Source organism: Gaoshiqia sp. US2, assembly GCF_059705485.1.
On sequence record NZ_AP048550.1, the window covers coordinates 40,126 to 58,167 of the forward strand.

The following is an 18,042-nucleotide window of genomic DNA, read 5'->3' on the forward strand; positions in this document are numbered from 1 at the left end:
GCTTCTAATCCCTGAAATCGATCTCGAACAGGTTCAGCGGGCAGGCCGGAACGCACAGTTCGCACACAATGCACTTTTCGGGATTGAAATCCAGCTCCCAGTTACTGTTCATGGTCAGGGCACCGGGAAAACAAACAGCCGTGCAGTTTCCGCAATTGATGCACTGCTGATGATTCCACCTGATTTTTTTATCGATCGGTTCGCAGCTTACCTGGTTTTCTTCCAGCCAGGCAATCCCTTTCTTCAGGTTATCGGCTGTACCTTCGAGCTCGAGCAACAGGCTGCCGGTTTTTCCCGGCCACACTTCGGCCTTCAGAATATTGATCCGGATATCGTAATCCTTTACCAGGTGATAGCTCAACGGCTTATCGCCGCTTTGCGCCGGAAACTTCAGGATATACCGCTTCTTTCTCATGATTCACCTCCTGTTTCTTTCAGCCCTTTCAGCGCCGTATTGGATGGAAAGGTCATGACCGGTTTTGTCAGTTCAAATTCGCCTTTTTGAATTTTCTCTTTCAGCAGGCCGGCAATCTTACGGGCCTTTTCCAGGCTCGAAACCGGCGCTGTGCGTACTTTTTTGCCGTTCACCTTAATATTTCCCGAACGAAGTTGTTCGTAATTGACACGTCCCAGCGCCGGGGTACCTTCGCTTCCGTAATCGAGTACGGTGGTTTCAATCTGTTCGTTACGGATCGAAAGCCGTCTGGCCAGGTCTTCGTCCAGCACCGGTATGGGAATGCCGATGCCCACGAAAAGGCTCACCCCGTATTTTTCGTAATAAGCAGCCCGCAAATATTCGGAACTCATTTTCTTTAAGTCGCCGATTACCGCGATGGTTGCCGAATTGCTGACCGGAACGCCAAACTCATTTTTTGGTTTGCTGGTGTTGAACTGCGTTCCGGGCCAAACCACATATCCCTCGGTTCCGCCCAGGAAGATCCGCGTACCCAGTCCGATGGTTCTGAATTCGGGGTCGTTCAACAGCGGGCTCAGTTCGCCCGAAGTCGAATAGGTGGCATTCCTGAGGTTCGGGAGCAGCGTACCCATGTAGGTATATTTAATCTTCTCGGTGGCATTTACCGCTACGTTGTAATTTTGATACGCATTGCGCGGGTTGAACAGAAACATTTCGTTCACCGTGTCTTTGCTGATTTTGGTTTTGATGTACTTGCGCGGATAACAATCCGTACCCTTTCCCCAGGCTTCCAGTTCCAGTTCTTTGCCATCTACCAAATCCTGAATAACATGCGCCCCGCCGTATTTGGGGTTATCCGGGTTGCAGGCCGTTGCGCCAATGTAGGTGTCAACGGCTGCCAGGCCTTCGTAAACCGGCACCCCATTCAAGCGGATTTTCTCCATGCGGATCGGCGGGTCGGCATGCCCAAAATTGATGAACGCGCCGCTGGAACACATCGCCCCAAAAGTGGCGGTAGTCACCACATCCACCCGCTTGACAATTTCGGCCGGCGACAGCTCCTTACCCATCGCCGACACTTCCTCGGCAGTCAGTACCACGGCCCTCCCGCTCCTGATTTTTTCGTTAATTTCTTCGTATGTCTTTTTGATACTCATCTCCTACTAATTTTTGTGTACTAAAGGCTGAAATACAACACTTCCGTCCCCAAACCGGGAACAGTTTCCGTTTATAAAATGAAAATAGGTGAAGCGCCGGTCAGCGCATACGGCTGTTGGAAAAGTGCATCCGGCTTAAGCGAAAAAGTCGTACAATACTATTTTTCAATCTGTTCATGTTGTTTTGGTTTCAATTATAATTCCGTTTCCGGCCGGGTTTTGGCACCGTTTCCGTCAAATTTTAAACGGATGGTTGCCAGAGTTTCACAGAGCCCGCTCTCTCCGCTCTTCGTTATAATCAAAAGTCCCGGTAATGAAGGGATAATTTGATAATTCCCGGCAAATGTAGTGTTAAAACTGATAATTATCAAATGATATCCGGATCAAATGAACAGATTGTTGTTTTCGGGCCCGAAGATCAATTTTATGATTCTTACGGTTGAATCTGTGAAAAACCAGTACGGCGAATGATTAATTTTTGTTTAATTTGTTTTGCCTAGAAATTTTTAAACAAAACAAGTCATGCATTACTCATTAAACGCTGTCCTTCTGTCTCTGTGCCTGATCTTATTCGCCTCGGCGACTCCTGAAAAAAATTCCTTCTTTACAGAGAAGTACCGCCCTCAGTTTCACTTTACACCCGAAGCCAACTGGATGAACGATCCAAACGGACTAATCTTTTTCGAGGGAGAATACCACCTGTTTTACCAGCACAACCCCTTTCAGAATGAATGGGGCTACATGAATTGGGGACACGCGGTGAGCGACGACCTGGTGAATTGGAAACACTTACCGATTGCCATTAAAGCCGACGAAGATTCGCGCGACAAGGAACGTTGCACCGCCTGGTCGGGATCGGCCATTATTGATCATAAAAATCTGACCGGACTTCAGCAGGGCGATCAGCCGGTGATGCTGATTTTTTACACCAGCTACCAGTGCGGTCAGCGTATGGCCTACAGCAACGACAAGGGACGCAGCTGGACAAAATACGACAAAAATCCGCTTATCCCTTTTGATGAACGGGATGACGCCCGCGACCCGAAAGTTTTTTGGCACGAGGCCTCGCAAAAACATGTGATGGTCATCTGGCGGAAACCCGATGGCGAAGAACGCAAACAGGGCATTTCGTTTTACACCTCCGAAAACCTGATTGACTGGGAGTACCAAAGTCATTTGCCCGGATTTTACGAATGCCCCGACCTGGTAGAACTCCCCGTAAACCGGCGGCCCGATGAAACCCGCTGGGTGATTTTCGATGGCGACGGGTCGTATTATATCGCCCAGTTTGACGGCGCCGTCTTTACACCCGAAACCATTAAGCTGAAAAGCGATTACGGCGCCAATTACTACGCCACCCAAACCTGGAACAACATTCCGGCTGAAGATGGCCGAACCATCCAGATTGCCTGGATGCGCGACGGAAACTATCCCGAGATGCCCTTTAACGGCCAAATGAGCTTTCCCTGCGAACTGTCGTTGAAAACTTATCTCGACGGCATGTACCTGCTCCGGAAACCGGTCAGCGAAATCAGTAACCTGTACGGAAAACCGGTCGTCATCGAAAACAAAAACCTGATCCCGGGCCTCAACAAAAATCTGCTGAGCAAAGTGAAAGGCGATTGTTTTCACATCATCGGGACCTTCGACCTGAAGTCGGTCAACAGCTTTGGCTTTATGGTCCGCAATTCGAAAAATAATGCCGGAACGGAAATCCGGTACGATGCGACCAAAAATACGCTGAGTTGCCTGGGTAAAACAGCCGTATTGAAACCGGAAGACGGAAAAATAAAACTTGAAATCCTGCTCGACCGTACTTCCATTGAACTGTTCGGGAACGACGGACGGGTGGTGATGTCAAGCTGCTTTACGCCTGAACCGGATGCCACGGAAATTGTTTTATACAATACCGGGGGAGAATTGCTGGTCGACAAACTTGAGATTTATCCGCTAAAATCAATCTACCCCGTAAAATAATTGTTTTTTTCACCAGAAAAAGAGGAAGGCAATCAACAGGCTTTCCTCTTTTTTTTTCGGGTGGAATACGCTACCTTCAATTCAAATTAAAAAACACCGTTATGGTTAAGAAGAAAAAAAAGAAAAACGACCTGAGCCGGTCATTCAACAAGAAAAACCTCAAAAAAGCCATACTCACCGTTCTGTACGAGAACCCTCAAAAAACATATAACTACAAGCAGTTGGCCACCGAACTGAACGTGAAAGATGCCGAAATCCGCCGGATGATTAACATGGCTTTGGAAGAGCTGACCGAAAACGAGACCCTGGAACAGGTGCATCGCGGAAAATTCAAGCTGAAATCGCGCGGAGGTTATGTTTGCGGACGGGTGGAACTGCAACCCCAGGGTTTTGCCTATGTAACGGCCGAAGAAGTGGACCAGCCGATACTGGTGTCGCAGCGTAACCTGAACCACGCCATGGACGGCGATAAAGTAAAGGTTTACCTGTACGCCCACCGGAAAAAACACCAGCTCGAAGGCGAAGTTTCGGAAATTGTTGAGCGGGCAAAAACCACTTTTGTCGGACTTATTGAAAAGTCAAAACATTTTGCTTTCCTCATCCCGGTCGGTAAAGTAGGCTTCGACCTGTTTATCCCGCTCGAAAAGCTCAACGGGGCCGAAGAAGGACAAAAAGCCATCGGGCGAATTACCGAATGGCCGGCCAAGGCAAAAAATCCGTTTGGCGAAATTGTTGAAGTGCTGGGCAACGCAGGCGAAAACGACACCGAGATGCACGCCATTCTGGCCGAATTTAACTTGCCCATCCGCTTCCCCGAAAATGTGCTGAAAGCGGCCGAACGCATCCCGCTCGAAATACCCGAAGAGGAAATAAAAAACCGGCGGGATATGCGCGATGTGACCACCTTCACCATTGACCCGGCCGATGCCAAAGATTTTGACGACGCCCTGTCCATCCGGCAACTGAAAGATGATGTCTGGGAAGTCGGGGTCCACATTGCCGATGTCAGTCATTACGTGAAACCCAACAGCATCCTCGACGACGAAGCCTACGAACGGGCCACTTCGGTTTACCTGGTCGACCGCGTGGTGCCCATGTTACCCGAAAAACTCTCGAACGGGGTGTGCTCGCTGCGGCCGAACGAAGACAAGCTTTGCTTTTCGGCAGTATTTCAACTGAACAACCAGGCCGAAGTTCTGAAAGAATGGTTCGGGCGGACCGTCATCCATTCCAACCGGCGGTTTGCCTACGAAGAAGCGCAGGAAATTATCGAAACCGGCGCAGGCGACCTGAAAGACGAGGTTCTTAAGCTAAATGAGTTAGCCCGGTTATTGCGGTCGAAGCGGTTTAAAGACGGCTCCATCGCATTTGATCGCATCGAAGTGAAATTCGAGATCGATGAAACCGGAAAACCCCTTTCGGTCTTCTTTAAAGAAGCCAAAGAAAGTAACCAGCTGATTGAAGAGTTCATGCTGTTGGCCAATAAAAAGGTGGCCGAATTTTGTGGTAAAGTGAAACACGGTAAAGGCGAACGGACCTTTGTTTACCGGATTCACGATAAACCCGACCCCGAAAAACTGGAAAATTTCAATCACTTCATCAATAAATTCGGTTACGGCATTCTGACTACCACGCCCCGGATGATTTCGAAATCGTTGAACTCGCTGATGGAACACATCCAGGGAAAGAGCGAACAGAATGTGATTGAAACCCTCGCCATCCGGTCGATGGCCAAAGCGGAATATTCGACCCGGAACATCGGGCACTATGGCCTCGGATTTGACTATTACACCCACTTTACCTCGCCCATCAGGCGCTACCCCGATGTGATGGTACACCGCCTGCTCGAACGCTATCTCGACGGCGGACGATCGGTGAATGGCCAGAAATACGAAGAACACTGTAAACATTCCTCCGAAATGGAGAGCCGGGCAGCCAATGCCGAACGCTCGTCGATTAAATACAAACAGGTGGAGTTTATGAAAGACCATATTGGCGAGACATTTCCGGGGGTTATTTCGGGTGTGACCGACTGGGGCATTTATGTCGAACTGGAAAACAAATGCGAAGGCATGGTGCCCTTACGCGAGCTGGACGACGACTTTTACATTTTCGACGAAAAGAATTATTGCCTGGTCGGCCGCCACAGCCGTAAAACCTATCAACTGGGCGAAGAAGTCAGGGTCGAAATTATACGAGCCAACCTCGAAAAGAAACAGCTTGATTTTAAACTGGTTAACGAGTAGTATTTTTACCTCCTGAAATTTTATTTGAAAAAAGTCGAAAATTTGAATTATATTTACACTCCGTAATTTAAAACGCCCTATTTATGGTGATGAACCTCGACAACGGGACCAATAAAAGAGATGCCAACCGCGAAAACATCTTGAAGATTGCCCAGGATATTTTCAGCAAATACGGCTACAAAAAAACAACACTTGACGATATCGCCAATGCTGTCAGAAAAGGTAAAAGTTCTCTGTATTATTATTTCGAAAGTAAAGAAGATTTGTTTCAGGCCGTTATCCTGAAAGAAGTTGACGTATTGAAACGGGAACTGGAGAAGGTGGTGATGCGGAATACCGACCCGGTTGAAAAACTCAGGGAATATATTCTCACCAAGTTAACCACCTTCAGGGGACTGGCCAATTTTTACAATGCCCTCGAAAGCGACATTACCGCCATCGAATTCATCGAAAACATCAAACAAAAGTACGAGCAGGACGAAATTCGCATGATCAAGCGTATTTTGATTGAAGGAGTCAGAAAAAACGCTTTTGAAGTGTACGATTTCACCTTGGTCTCTATTGGGATTACAACAGCCATCAAAGGATTGGAAATGCCGTTGACCGCCGGAGATTACGGCGCCAGAAACCTGGAAAAAAGCGTGGATAACATCCTTAAAATCCTGTGCTACGGGATTATGAAAAGATGATGACGACTGCTTATTCTTCTAAAACCGGTCAATGCGCTTTTTCGTAACTAAAAGCTTTCACGTAAAACAGATCCGTAATTTTCACGCTTTTAATACACGATGAGAACTGTTGATACAGGGGTTCAAACAGTACGCCGTACTGCTCCTGGAATTTCTTTTCCTGCTCCAGAAAAGTAATCATATCGGCCGCATACGACCACGAAAACAAGGTAGGCAGGTTCACACCGATTCCCGCCTCTCCGTAGTACCACGAATCCCGGTAATCATGCGCTGCCAGTATTTTATTCGCTTCCCTGATCACCTCTTTCAGTTCGTTTTGTTTGTGCGAAACCAAGTAGAACTCCTGCATCTGACAAAATTCAAATCCATGAGCTTCGGTAGCCGGATTTTCGGGCTCATAACACAAGCCCTTTTGCGTGGTCATGGTAAACGAAAAGTTATTCAGCTTGGTTTTACCAAACTCCCGGGCTTTATAATCTCCCCATTTACCCATCAGCTCGTCCCAGGCCAACCTGATCTGATCAATCTCATTCACCGACTGAAGAGGATACCAGACCTGGTATTCCATTCCCCGGGTGGCCCATACGTAAAAAGCAAAAGGGAAATCATGCTCTTTCGCCAGCTCTGCCAGCTCAATACTCATCCCCCGGTATTCATCCAGCCGGGACGGATCAACGGTTTCAACAAAACAATACCACAACTGGCCGGCTGTAGGCTTCTCCTGCGGTTGAGCGAAAGCGGGCAGCACGAACAGTAAGATCATATAAAACCAAAAATGTGTTTTCATTTGATTGTGCTTAGGTTATAATAAAATGCACGTTTTAGGGTGAAGGCCACCTGAATATCGAGGTAAGTTGATGTTCAGAATGAGCAAATTACGACTTATTTAAAACAAATCAAAATGAATATTATCCCCGGCAGGGAAGTCGCTTTTAGAATATTTTGCTTTCTGTAATGAGCGTCTTTCTAAATCATTTGATGTGGAACCCTCCACTGCCCTCCCTTTTAAGCTACTCTTTACTCATTAATACGCGAGATGTTTTAACCGGACCTTCTGTATCCTTCTTTTCGGGAAGTGGTTGATTTCGGCCAGTCGTAAGCGGGTGAGACATCTTATAACGTTTAAAAGCGATTTACTTATCCGGCCCGGAGCTACTTAGCCCGGCTCTTCAGTTCGTTTTTTCTGCTCTTAATCATTTCTTGACCATGTCTTGAGGTACAGGTAATCTGCATCTGAAATTTGTTTATTAATTTAGACCAATTAAAAACAATTAATTCTCCCATGTTAAACCGGCATTTCGTGCATAAAACCCGCTAAATCATGAAAAAAACGCTGTTTGTCCTCTTCCTGGCCGTACTTTTCGCCCTTCCGGTAAAGTCGTATAGCCAATCTGGCGTCAGAGGAATTGTTTACGAAGACCTCAACAAAAACAACCGCAAAGAACGAAACGAAAAAGGAATTCCCGGCGTTGCCGTTTCAAATGGGACGGAAGTAACCGAAACCAATTCAAAAGGCGAATACGAGCTGCCTGTTTCGGGCGACCAAATCATTTTCGTGATAAAACCTTCCGGTTATACTATTCCGGTGAACGAATACAACCAGCCGCAGTTCTTTTACATCCATAAACCGCAGGGATCGCCACAGCTGAAATACGAAGGCACAGCGCCCACCGGAAAACTCCCCCGATCGGTTGATTTTGCCCTGATCGCCTCCGAACCCAAAGACAGTTTCAGGATGCTGGTTTTTGGCGACCCACAGCCCTACACCCGGGAAGAAGTCGATCTCTTTTACAAGGGCATCGTTTCGGAGCTACGCGAAGTGAAGGGGGTCGATTTCGGACTCAGCCTGGGCGATTTGGTCGGCGACAATCTCGATCTTTTTGTCCCCTATAAAGAGGCCATTAAACCAATCGGTATTCCCTGGTACAACCTGATGGGAAACCACGACATGAACTACGATGCCGAAACTGACCAGCTGGCCGATGAAACATTCGAAAAGCATTTCGGGCCGGCCAATTACTCCTTTAACCACGGGATGGTGCATTTCATTATCCTCGACAACATCCTTTATCCCGATCCGCGCGATGGGAAAGGCTACTGGGGCGGGTTCCGCGACGACCAGCTCAAATTTATTGAAAACGACCTGCGACTGGTACCCAAAGACCACCTGATTGTGTTGGCCTTCCACATCCCGATCAGCGAACCCGACGAAGGCGACTCGTTCCGCGACGACGACCGGAACCGGCTGTTCGAACTGCTGAAAGATTTTCCCAACACGCTGTCGCTGTCGGCCCATACCCACCTGCAACGGCAGGATTTCTTTTTCGGGGACGACGGCTGGCTGCAACAGAAACCGCACCACCACTACAATGTAGGCACTACCTCGGGCGACTGGTACAGCGGCCGGCTGAACGAGCAGGGTGTCCCTGCATCGACCATGCGCGACGGAACCCCGAAAGGATATGCCTTTTTGAGCTTCAGTAAAAATGAATACCGGGTGCAGTACAAGGCAGCCGGCAAACCGCTGGATTACCAATTCGAAATTTTCGCCCCGAAGCTGGTTGAACAGAACAAAAGAACCTCGGCAGGCATTGTGGTGAACTTTTTTATGGGCAGCGAACACGATTCGGTGTTTTACCGCATCGACGATAAGCCCTGGCAAAAAATGACCTACTTCAGCGATTACGACCCCTCGTACCTTCACCTGCTGCACGAATGGGATTTTACCGAAGAACTGCTGGACGGACGACGGCCTTCGAACCCCACCGCCAGTAAACACCTGTGGCGGGGCTCACTGCCCGTCAACCTCGAAGTGGGAGAACATATCATTGAAGTAAAAGTCACCGACCGGTACGGGCAAAGTTTTCAACAAACAAAAACCTACCGCATTGCTGCGAAACCATAAACCGGCTTACTTCTTTTTTTCCGGCACGGTTTTGTTCTTCTCCGGATGAGAAACCGAAATGTTTTTTTGCAGAATGATTGAATTGGGCACCGTGATGCGGTCGCCCTCGGGCGATACGATATGCACAAAAAAGAAGGTGACATCGTTCACAATGCCTTCAATCACAAAATCCTTCTCAAGAATCCGGATGTGGTCGCCCAGGCGCAGGGGGTGGTTAAAGTAGAGAATCAGGCCCGAAGTAACGTTAGAGAGGATAGACCATTGGGCAAAAAAAGCGATGCCCAGGATAGTGACCACCGACGATAAAAACAGCAGCACTTTCTCCTTATCAATCCCCCAGATAGCAATCAGCGCCACCAGGGCGCTCATGATGAGGAAGAAGTTCATGATTTTCACCGTGAGCCGGCGCCGCTGCAAGGAGAAATGAAAGGTCTTCAGCGTTTTATTGATTGAATGCCGGATAAAAAACCGGATCGACAACAACAGCGCCAGCACCACAACGGTTTGGATAATTTCTATTTTATATGTTTCCATCTGATTCGTTTGTTTCAAACAAAAATAAGCAAAAGCATCGTTCTTTTACGTGCGGACTGAACAGGTATCAGGGAAATTGCTTTTAGAATATTATGCTTTCTGTTATGAGCTTTTTTTAACTTATTTGATGTGGGATCCTCCCCTGCCCTTTTTAAGCGACTCTTTATACATTTTAGATCGTTAAAAGCGATTTCGCTGAACGGGTATACCGTAAAAGTCTAATCACCAACCGGCGACCGGTGGGCTGTTATCCCCCGATTACCCGGATCTGTTTCCATTTGCTGCCCCTGAACCGGAAAATCAGCACGGTGCAAAACAGCAGGAACATGATAACCAGCAGCAGCCAACTTGTTGCAACGGGCAGGTGCAGGATGTTCAGGCTCAGGTACAACACCGGAACAATCAGCCAGTGCATGCTTACCGAGGCAATCATCGTAAAATGGGTATCGCCGGCGCCGCGCAAAGCGCCTACCAGCGCCACCATAATGGCTTCGGCCAGCACATACAAAGCCGCTATGCGAACCATAGCTACCGCCACCGGCACCGCCTCCTCAAAAACAGCGCTCGGCTCAAGGGGGTGGAATACCCGAACCAGCGCTTCAGGAATCAGTACAAAAAGGGCGAGGATGACGATCGAATAAAAAATTCCGGTTTTGATCGCCGAGATAGCCGACCGGTGCGCCATATCGGGTTTCCCGGCGCCCATATAACGGCCCACGAGGCTCATAACAGCCATTTCAATGCCCAGCAGGGGAATAAACGAAACCAAGTCCCAGTTGAACATGATGGTCGACGCCGTAGCCACCATTTCGCCCTGCGAATGGAACAAGGCAATCATGGTGGTAAAAGCGAGGAAATTCAGGAACATCTCCAGCCCGGCAGGATAACCGTAATAAAGCAGCCTTTTCATAATTTGCCAGTCGAACCGGAACGATCTCATCACCGAAAAGCCCAGCCGGTTTTCACGTCTGAAATAGGCCCCGACCAGAACCAGCAAGGCAAAAAAAGCGCCCGAAACAGTTGCCAGTCCCGCCCCTTCAATGCCCATGACCGGGAAACCCAGTTTCCCGAAAATCAACACATAATCGAGTCCCACATTCACAATCATGGCAACAATTGTGGCTGTCATCACCACTTTAGTTTGGCCAATGCCCGTGAAATAACAACCCAGCGTGTAACGCATCATGGTGAAAACCCCTCCCCAAGCCAGGATATTGAGGTATTGCACCTGGTAGCCCGCCTGCGACTCAGGAATATTCATCAGGTCGAAATAGCCGACAGCCAGCGGCTTCAGCAGCAGGATGACCGGCCAGGCCAGCAGGGTGACCAGGACGGCCTGAAAGGCAGCCCGGCTGGAATGATGGTTCTCCCCCGCCCCGAAATACTGGGCCACCAGCGCGGTGGAATAACCGGCCAGTCCAATGAAAAAGAACATGAGCATCTGCATGGTCACGCCCCCTCCCATCGCCGCATTCATTTGCTCCGAACCCACCCGGGCCAAAAACAGCCGGTCGGTAAAGGTCATCACCCCGTCGCAGGCCGTAGAGATAATCATTGGGACCGCAAGGGTCAGTAATTCTTTGATACCGCCGGCCTCGCGGTAACCGGCAAAGTAATTTCGTAGGATGGTCATGTGAAAGTAGCTTGTTTATTGTTTTCAGGATCCACAAAGATAAGGACAGAAAACCAACCAAAGGGTTGCGTGAGGCAGGTATTTTAATAAAAAAAACAGGTCGCGCAGTTTGTAACCGCGTATTCAAACCATCGCCGGTTAAAAACCGGCACACCCGGGATGCCAGCTTTTCCTTTTCTATCCGAAACGGTTGTTACTGGGGTAGTTTCAGAAAACAGAAATCAATGCCTAAAAATTATACCGCATTACCTTACGCTGACAACAACCGTAAGCATTCGGCCTGCCACGTATACTGAATTTTCTCTTAGACCGGGGATACCAGCCTGAGATTTGGAATTTTCTAAGTTCTACTGGAATCTCTTGGAATTAGTTGGAGTTTTCTGAAAAACTCTGGCATTTGTTGGATTTTTTCCAACGGTGTGGCAAAAGGTCGGCCAAGTCTAAATCGTAGTTGTTGTTGTACAATGAGATTCTGGTAAATACATCGGTCAACCATTCCCGGGGATTCACATCACTGGCTTTACAGCACCCCAGCAGGGAATACATGATGGCAGCATTCTCTGCCGACTCATGATTGCCACAAAACAAATACCCCTTTCTTCCTACGGCCAGTGGCCTGATGGCATTTTCGGCCAGGTTGTTGTCAGGCAGGTAGCGGCCATCCAAATGATAGCGGGACAGACGCATAAAAAGATTGTAGGTATAAGCCAGCGCTTTGCCCATTCTACCACCCGGCAGCGCTTTAGGGTAATATCCTTCAATCCATTTTTCAAAGGCACGCATAATTGGATAGGCCAGCCGTTTTCGAAGTTCAGCTCTTTGCCGGAAATCCATTTCCTGGTCAGTGGCCATTTCTTCAACTTGATAGAGTTTGGCTATTTGTGCCAATGCATACCCTGCTCCGGCTTTGTCTTCGGGAAGACTTTCGGAGAATTTGCGGCGCGCATGCGCCCAGCAACCCAGGAGCAAAACACCTTTCTTTTGCTCATAGATTGAGTATGCCTGATAACCGTCGGTTTGAACAGCTCCCTGGTAATTTTTCAAAAGATCAACCACTACTTTCCCGGCCCGGGAGCCTTTATCGTAGTGAAAGAAAACAAGGTTGTCCATTACCGAGCGGACCATCCACAGGTAAGCTTTACTGGCTTTGTGCTTTTCGTTATTGATAACCGGGATGGTGCTTTCATCAACCTGGATGTAGTCGGATGCCAGAATGAGTTCTTTTAAGCGAAGATAAAGCGCCCGAAGTAAATCGCTGCTGCCCTGGAACCAACCATTAACGGTTGATGCGGGCAATCTTACCCCGACCATCTTTAATATGGCAATCTGACGATGAAAAGGCAGGTGGTAAAAATATTTGTTCATCATCAGCTCGGCCAACAACGAAGGGCCGGCATTGCTTCGGGGTAAAGGCAACAGTGGCATGGATGCAATACGGATAGCCGGGTTTTCCTTCCGGTCCTGTTCATTCGTAATATTTTCTTCTCCTGCTGATTGCTTTACGGCGTATTTTGGGCGTTCTATCCGGCGTACATAAATCTCGCCGGGTTTGTGTTCAAGTATTTCTGTTACTTCCTCGCCAATGCGTACCCAGTTATCCTGGACTCCTTCGGGCTCTATTACTTCTATCTCCCGCCTGAGGTGGTCTGGAAGCGGCTGGCGAACAGCGTTCTTTTTCTCTCTTTCAGGCTTGCGCCGTTCATACTCGATTAACTCTTTCTCTGCATCTTTTATGGCGATCTGTTCTTCAGAAAGTACATCCAGGCCATCCCAGTCAATCTTTCTTTGATTGGGATCTTCTGCAATATGCTTTTCGCTGGATTTCCCAAAAAACTTGTGGCGAAACCAGGCCAGCTGATCGGTAAGCTTATGGATTTGCTGGTCTTTTTGAGCTACGACAACCTCGAGTTTCTGATTTTTGGACTCCAGGGCTTCCAAGGCCCCGTTATCGACTTTTCGCAACCGGGAAAGCTCCTGGAAGAGCTCATCACGTTCCTGAAGAAGCTCCTGGATTAACACATCTTTACCGGTTGCAAAATCGCTCATTTACCACTGTTTGATTATGAGCGTAAAGATAGTAAAATCAAGGCTTTCAGCCAATTTTTGGTGCCTGAAAAAAACTAAAAAAGTGCTTCGCTTTGTCGCTTTTTCAAGAGCCTTTTTTTAGGCTTCACATTTTTTACAATCATCATCAAATCGTGCCAATCAATGGACTGAGATGTGAGGGCTTCACCGAAGGTGGGAAGCTTAAAAACCCCACTTTCAAGCTTCTTGTGATAGATAACCAGGCCACCGTGCTCCAGGTGCAGAATCTTCATGATGGTGAGTCTTCGGTTGACAAAAATGAAAACCTCACCGCTTTGAACATCGCGTTTCATGACCGAGCTTACGATGCCACTGAGGGTGTAAAAGCTTTTGCGCATATCCACCGGTGCCGGATAAAGAAAGTACTTTAACGTGAGTTTTGGATATAAACAGCTATTAGTTAATAACTTATGATAGTTCAATAGAGATTGTATTTAAAAAAATGGGAGCTTTTAAGTGCAAAACATAAAACAAAGCTCCCATGACAGAAAATTTGGAACTAAAATTAATTGAAATTTTTTGTTGTGCCGATGATTTCTGCCAACAATTTGAGAAAGAAATAGAGCATAAATTAATACCCGTGGTATTGCAAAACAAAAAATCCAAAGTCCCCTGCGGGTTATCAATGAGTGAGATGATGGCCGTTGAAATGTTTTACCATTTACAGGGGAGCAAATGTTTCAAATATTATTACAGGTACTTTGTAGAGGTACACCTGAAAGGCTATTTTCCAGGCTTGCCTTCCTACAACCGTTTTGTCCAACTCAAACCCAGGATGCTGCTATACCTTTTTTGTTTTTTGCTGGCCTGCAGGATGGGGGCAGTTACCGGAACTTATTACATTGATTCGGCCAAACTGGTGGTTTGCCATAACCTGCGGATACATTCGCACAAGGTTTTTAAAGGGCTGGCCAAAAGGGGGAAGACCTCGACAGGTTGGTTTTTTGGCTTGAAACTGCATTTGGCCATCAACCAGTTTGGGGAGATTGTTTCCTTCATTATAACCCCCGGAAATGTGGCGGACAACAACCTTGAATTGGGCGTCAAGCTATGTAAAGGTCTGTGCGGAAAGCTTTTCGGGGACAAAGGCTACATTAGTGAAAAGCTCCGGGAAGCATTGGCAAGACAAGGGCTCCTGTTGATTACAAAAACCAAAAAGAACATGAAAAATAAGTTAATGTTTTTCGAAGACAAGAGGTGGCTGCAAAGCCGGGGGGTGATCGAATCGGTCATCGATCTGCTAAAGCATATCTGTGATATAGAGCATTCAAGACACAGAAGCCCGGTAAATGCGATGGTCAATGTCCTGGCAGGCCTTGCTGCATACTCGTTCCTTGACCATAAACCATCGGTTAAAAATAAGAATATAAGGTTCCGGGAGTATTTATTCCTGAACTATTTACCATTAGTCGCTTAACCCAAAACTCACGTTACTTTAGCTTACCATGTAAATGAAACATCCGGCTCTAATCAAACAGGTGAACAATGGCTTTTAGCAAATGCATATCGGCCTTATCTCTTATCATCATTTTTGTACCGTTGGGAAACACAAACTCGATGGGAGCCTGATTGCCTGGGATACCGGAACTATTGATGGGAGCCTGGATTGTCCGCCGACTGGCAACCGGTAAGTTGGAATCAAAGACCAGCGGAACAAAACTCCCGGGCTGATGCCGCGACATCTCACCCAATTGTTTCTTCCAGTAGTAGAATGTGGAAGGGGCAAAGCCCTGGTTGGAACAAAAGTCCTTTACGTTCAAGCCCGACTCCTGATACTCCTGGAAGAGCTTCTCAAATGTTGATCGTGTCATCCTCATTTTTTTCCATCAAAGAAACGGCGAGATCCCCTGGCTGGCAATATGTATTACGCCGAATGCTTACCAACAACCGAAACGGGCGGGTGGCGCGGTTTGTAACCGCGCATTCTTTCAACCGTCGGTTAAAAACCGACGCACCCGGGGGCCGGACTGTACACCACGGGCACTTTGCAGACAGCCGGAAGAACAGGAAAACGGTTGGAAAACGAAAGAGTTGAGCTACCCGCATTGACAAGGGAAACGGTGAGGTTCAGCCTTCAAAGCCAAACCTTTTTAATCTTATGAGATTAGTTGCAGCATATTTCTTTGCTCTAATATCAAAAGGCTGTTTATTGTTAGCCACGTTCCACAAATATCTGAAGTGATGATCCATCAGCTTTTTATTTTTCCTATCCCAGTCAACCATTTTCTTAATCAGATCAAGTGTAATTTCTATTTCATTCCCAGCGGTTGCAGTTTCTGTTGTGATTAAATCCTCGTCAGTTTCAAAAAGTAATTCAGGTACATTCTCAACTACAATATCAATAATTTTTAGACCTGTGATCCGCTCATAGTCGCTAACTTTTGATTTATTCCTAACTCTGCCTGAAATTGTTAATGCGGTATTCCTTTGTTGCTGGGTAAGTTTTCCAGCAACTAATCCCCACTGTTCAATTTTATCCCAGATTCTAAAAGGAATTGATTTTATCTTTTCAATATCTTCTTTTATTTGCTGATTCTCAGAATCTGAATCTGTGATTTTTCGCCTTAACGTCTGATTTTCGGGATTAATAAAATCATCTTTTACTAACTCAAGATCACAACTTATAGATGAATTTTTAAGGGCATTCCAGCATTCCTCCTTTTTCGCCCATTCACCATATAATGAACCGGGTGCATTGGATTTAATAAATCCTTCAACCTTCACCATTAAATCATAAAGCAGACTTGAAAAGTGTTCTGAGATTCTTTGATTTTTCCAGATTTTATAAAGGTCAAGTTTGTAATTTGATAAATATCCAAAATATGCAATAGTATAAGGTACGGTTAAATATCGCATATCTCCGATAGCATTTGGCTTTACTCCGTAAATTTTCTCAGCTGAACGAAAAAGAATTGCCTTTGCAACAGTATCCTCAAAATAAATGTTGTCAGGATTTTTAATTTCGTTGTAGTTAATAAACTGTACATAGTTTTTTTGACCACCACGAACGACAATATGAGGACCAACTACTAATTTTCTTCCTTCAACTATTTCCTGATATGTATTTTGATATTTTGCCAGTTCCTCTTTGGTAAAAAGTTGATTCCGGGGATTCATCAAATCAAAAGCCGTTTGCCTTGTTTTTGTAAAACCATCTTTAATCCGGGCGTTTTTATGTTGACCCCTTGCACGTTCATAAAACCATTTCGTTTGATTAGTTTTTCCAGGAATATGTGGTGTAACCAAACTCCTTGATAATTTCTCCAAAGCAATATGGAAAGGTCTATTAGAGCTTAAGTCAGAGATAGAAACTTTATTTTGGGTATTTGCATATTCTGAAATCCGGGAAACGATTTCGCCAAAATTGATTCTGTTTTTAATCACAGAAAACTTAACCTGAACATTAATTCCGGAAATATCAGCTTTATCTTTTTTAAAAGTGTGAAAAATGGATGCAGTTGTTTGGCCTCCATTAACAATTTGAAAATCCTTAATCTTTCTTATAAATTTACCTCCATGTAAGTTTTCAATTTCAATTTCTTCAGCCGTTGCAGCCAAACCATTATTAAATGCCAGAAACATATGAGGTTCATTGAGAATTGTTGTTCTTATTCCTTTATTAATCTTGCCTGTAAATTGCAAAAATGAACGAACATTCTGTTCAAGTAAACGTGAGCCAAATCTCTCATACATTGTTGCTAATGCTGCTCCTGGAATAATTGCAAGATATGATTGATATTCTTCGTTGATTGTGGAAGATTCAATACAAGGAACATCAAAACCCTCTGCTTCGAAATCAATTTCAATTGGTATATGGGATTTTTCAGAAACGTTATACAAGTATTCTATGTCAATCACCCTGTAAAAGAAAGGATACCCATGAATCTCAATAGAGGAAGGTATTGTTCCGGTATATAATCCATCTGTTAATATTATTGCATTAACACGAACCAAACCAGATTTAATTTCCTGTGAATTACTTAATGTATGCGCAAAATCAAATATTGGAGAAGATTCTTCAATCTCGTTAACGTAATCTTTGTAAATTCCCTTTCTGAAAAAATTGGCAATTCTTTTTGATGAAGTGTCAATCTCATCTTTTGAAATTTTTGCAGGTTCATCTGTGCCCCTGAAAACTGTAATGAATAAATCAATCGTTTCATAATTATCAGAAATAGAATAGGCATTTATTTTATGCTGATTCTTCGTACCTAAAGCTTTTTCATCGTATGCCACCCTTACATTTTCTGTTTCACCTGCTTCCGCCAGCAAATCAACAGCCCATTCAGTAAATAACTCTTCCATACTACCACCTTCATCGCGACTAACCTGAAGGTTTTTTATTTCCTGAAGTGTATTTTGATAAAATCTGTTTAGTTCGGAGTTTTCGTAAGTTGCCAT

General features: G+C 45.9%; 14 protein-coding genes and 1 riboswitch. Of the genes, 5 read left to right on the forward strand and 9 right to left on the reverse strand.

All coding sequences use genetic code 11. The features are described from left to right. Nucleotides 1-4 precede the first annotated feature (4 nt). Nucleotides 5-415 (reverse strand): NIL domain-containing protein, encoded by a 411-nt coding sequence (locus AC6H3C_RS00150; RefSeq protein ID WP_497518463.1) that lies wholly within the window; start codon nt 413-415, stop codon nt 5-7. Further along, nucleotides 412-1,572, reverse strand: a complete 1,161-nt coding sequence (locus AC6H3C_RS00155; RefSeq protein WP_497518464.1) for a homocysteine biosynthesis protein — start codon at nt 1,570-1,572, stop codon at nt 412-414. Before AC6H3C_RS00155 ends, AC6H3C_RS00150 begins: the two co-directional genes overlap by 4 nt. 191 nt (nt 1,573-1,763) lie before the next feature. Further along, nucleotides 1,764-1,873: riboswitch (SAM riboswitch) on the reverse strand. A 221-nt stretch (nt 1,874-2,094) separates the two neighbouring features. Here AC6H3C_RS00155 and AC6H3C_RS00160 point away from each other — a divergent pair. From AC6H3C_RS00160 to AC6H3C_RS00170, 3 genes are all read left to right on the forward strand, one after another. Next, nucleotides 2,095-3,549 (forward strand): glycoside hydrolase family 32 protein, encoded by a 1,455-nt coding sequence (locus AC6H3C_RS00160; RefSeq protein WP_497518465.1) that lies wholly within the window; start codon nt 2,095-2,097, stop codon nt 3,547-3,549. 101 nt (nt 3,550-3,650) lie between these two features. Continuing rightward, nucleotides 3,651-5,795, forward strand: a complete 2,145-nt coding sequence (gene rnr / locus AC6H3C_RS00165; protein WP_497518466.1) for a ribonuclease R — start codon at nt 3,651-3,653, stop codon at nt 5,793-5,795. Between the two features lie 83 nt (nt 5,796-5,878). Next, the gene (locus AC6H3C_RS00170) at nt 5,879-6,484 is read left to right on the forward strand and encodes a TetR/AcrR family transcriptional regulator (protein WP_497518467.1); all 606 of its coding nucleotides are present in this window, start codon (nt 5,879-5,881) and stop codon (nt 6,482-6,484) included. 28 nt (nt 6,485-6,512) lie between these two features. Here the strand turns inward: AC6H3C_RS00170 and AC6H3C_RS00175 are convergent, their stop codons facing one another. Further along, complete coding sequence (locus AC6H3C_RS00175) at nt 6,513-7,271, reverse strand: hypothetical protein (protein ID WP_497518468.1); 759 nt, start codon at nt 7,269-7,271, stop codon at nt 6,513-6,515. A 534-nt stretch (nt 7,272-7,805) separates the two neighbouring features. Between AC6H3C_RS00175 and AC6H3C_RS00180 the strand changes: the two genes are divergently transcribed. Further along, nucleotides 7,806-9,389, forward strand: a complete 1,584-nt coding sequence (locus AC6H3C_RS00180; RefSeq protein ID WP_497518469.1) for a calcineurin-like phosphoesterase C-terminal domain-containing protein — start codon at nt 7,806-7,808, stop codon at nt 9,387-9,389. 6 nt (nt 9,390-9,395) lie between these two features. On the opposite strand, the gene AC6H3C_RS00185 is transcribed toward AC6H3C_RS00180, so the two are convergent. The 4 genes from AC6H3C_RS00185 to tnpB form a co-directional block, all read right to left on the reverse strand. Next, nucleotides 9,396-9,923, reverse strand: a complete 528-nt coding sequence (locus tag AC6H3C_RS00185) for a mechanosensitive ion channel domain-containing protein (protein WP_497518471.1) — start codon at nt 9,921-9,923, stop codon at nt 9,396-9,398. Nucleotides 9,924-10,170: 247 nt separating this feature from the next. Continuing rightward, entirely contained in the window at nt 10,171-11,556 is a 1,386-nt protein-coding gene (locus AC6H3C_RS00190) for an MATE family efflux transporter (protein ID WP_497518473.1), read from the reverse strand. A 366-nt stretch (nt 11,557-11,922) separates the two neighbouring features. After that, nucleotides 11,923-13,602, reverse strand: coding sequence for an IS66 family transposase (gene tnpC / locus AC6H3C_RS00195; protein WP_497515906.1), 1,680 nt, complete (start codon nt 13,600-13,602; stop codon nt 11,923-11,925). 74 nt (nt 13,603-13,676) lie between these two features. Next, nucleotides 13,677-14,063 carry an IS66 family insertion sequence element accessory protein TnpB gene (tnpB, locus tag AC6H3C_RS00200; protein WP_497518474.1) on the reverse strand — a complete coding sequence of 129 codons (387 nt, stop codon included), beginning with the start codon at nt 14,061-14,063 and terminating at the stop codon, nt 13,677-13,679. Between the two features lie 59 nt (nt 14,064-14,122). On the opposite strand from tnpB, the gene AC6H3C_RS00205 reads away from it, so the two are divergent. Continuing rightward, nucleotides 14,123-15,058, forward strand: coding sequence for an IS982 family transposase (locus AC6H3C_RS00205; RefSeq protein ID WP_497516243.1), 936 nt, complete (start codon nt 14,123-14,125; stop codon nt 15,056-15,058). 49 nt (nt 15,059-15,107) lie between these two features. On the opposite strand, the gene tnpA is transcribed toward AC6H3C_RS00205, so the two are convergent. Continuing rightward, complete coding sequence (gene tnpA / locus AC6H3C_RS00210; RefSeq protein WP_497516023.1) at nt 15,108-15,452, reverse strand: IS66 family insertion sequence element accessory protein TnpA; 345 nt, start codon at nt 15,450-15,452, stop codon at nt 15,108-15,110. A gap of 256 nt (nt 15,453-15,708) precedes the next feature. Beyond that, nucleotides 15,709-18,042 (reverse strand): AIPR family protein, encoded by a 2,334-nt coding sequence (locus AC6H3C_RS00215; protein WP_497518476.1) that lies wholly within the window; start codon nt 18,040-18,042, stop codon nt 15,709-15,711.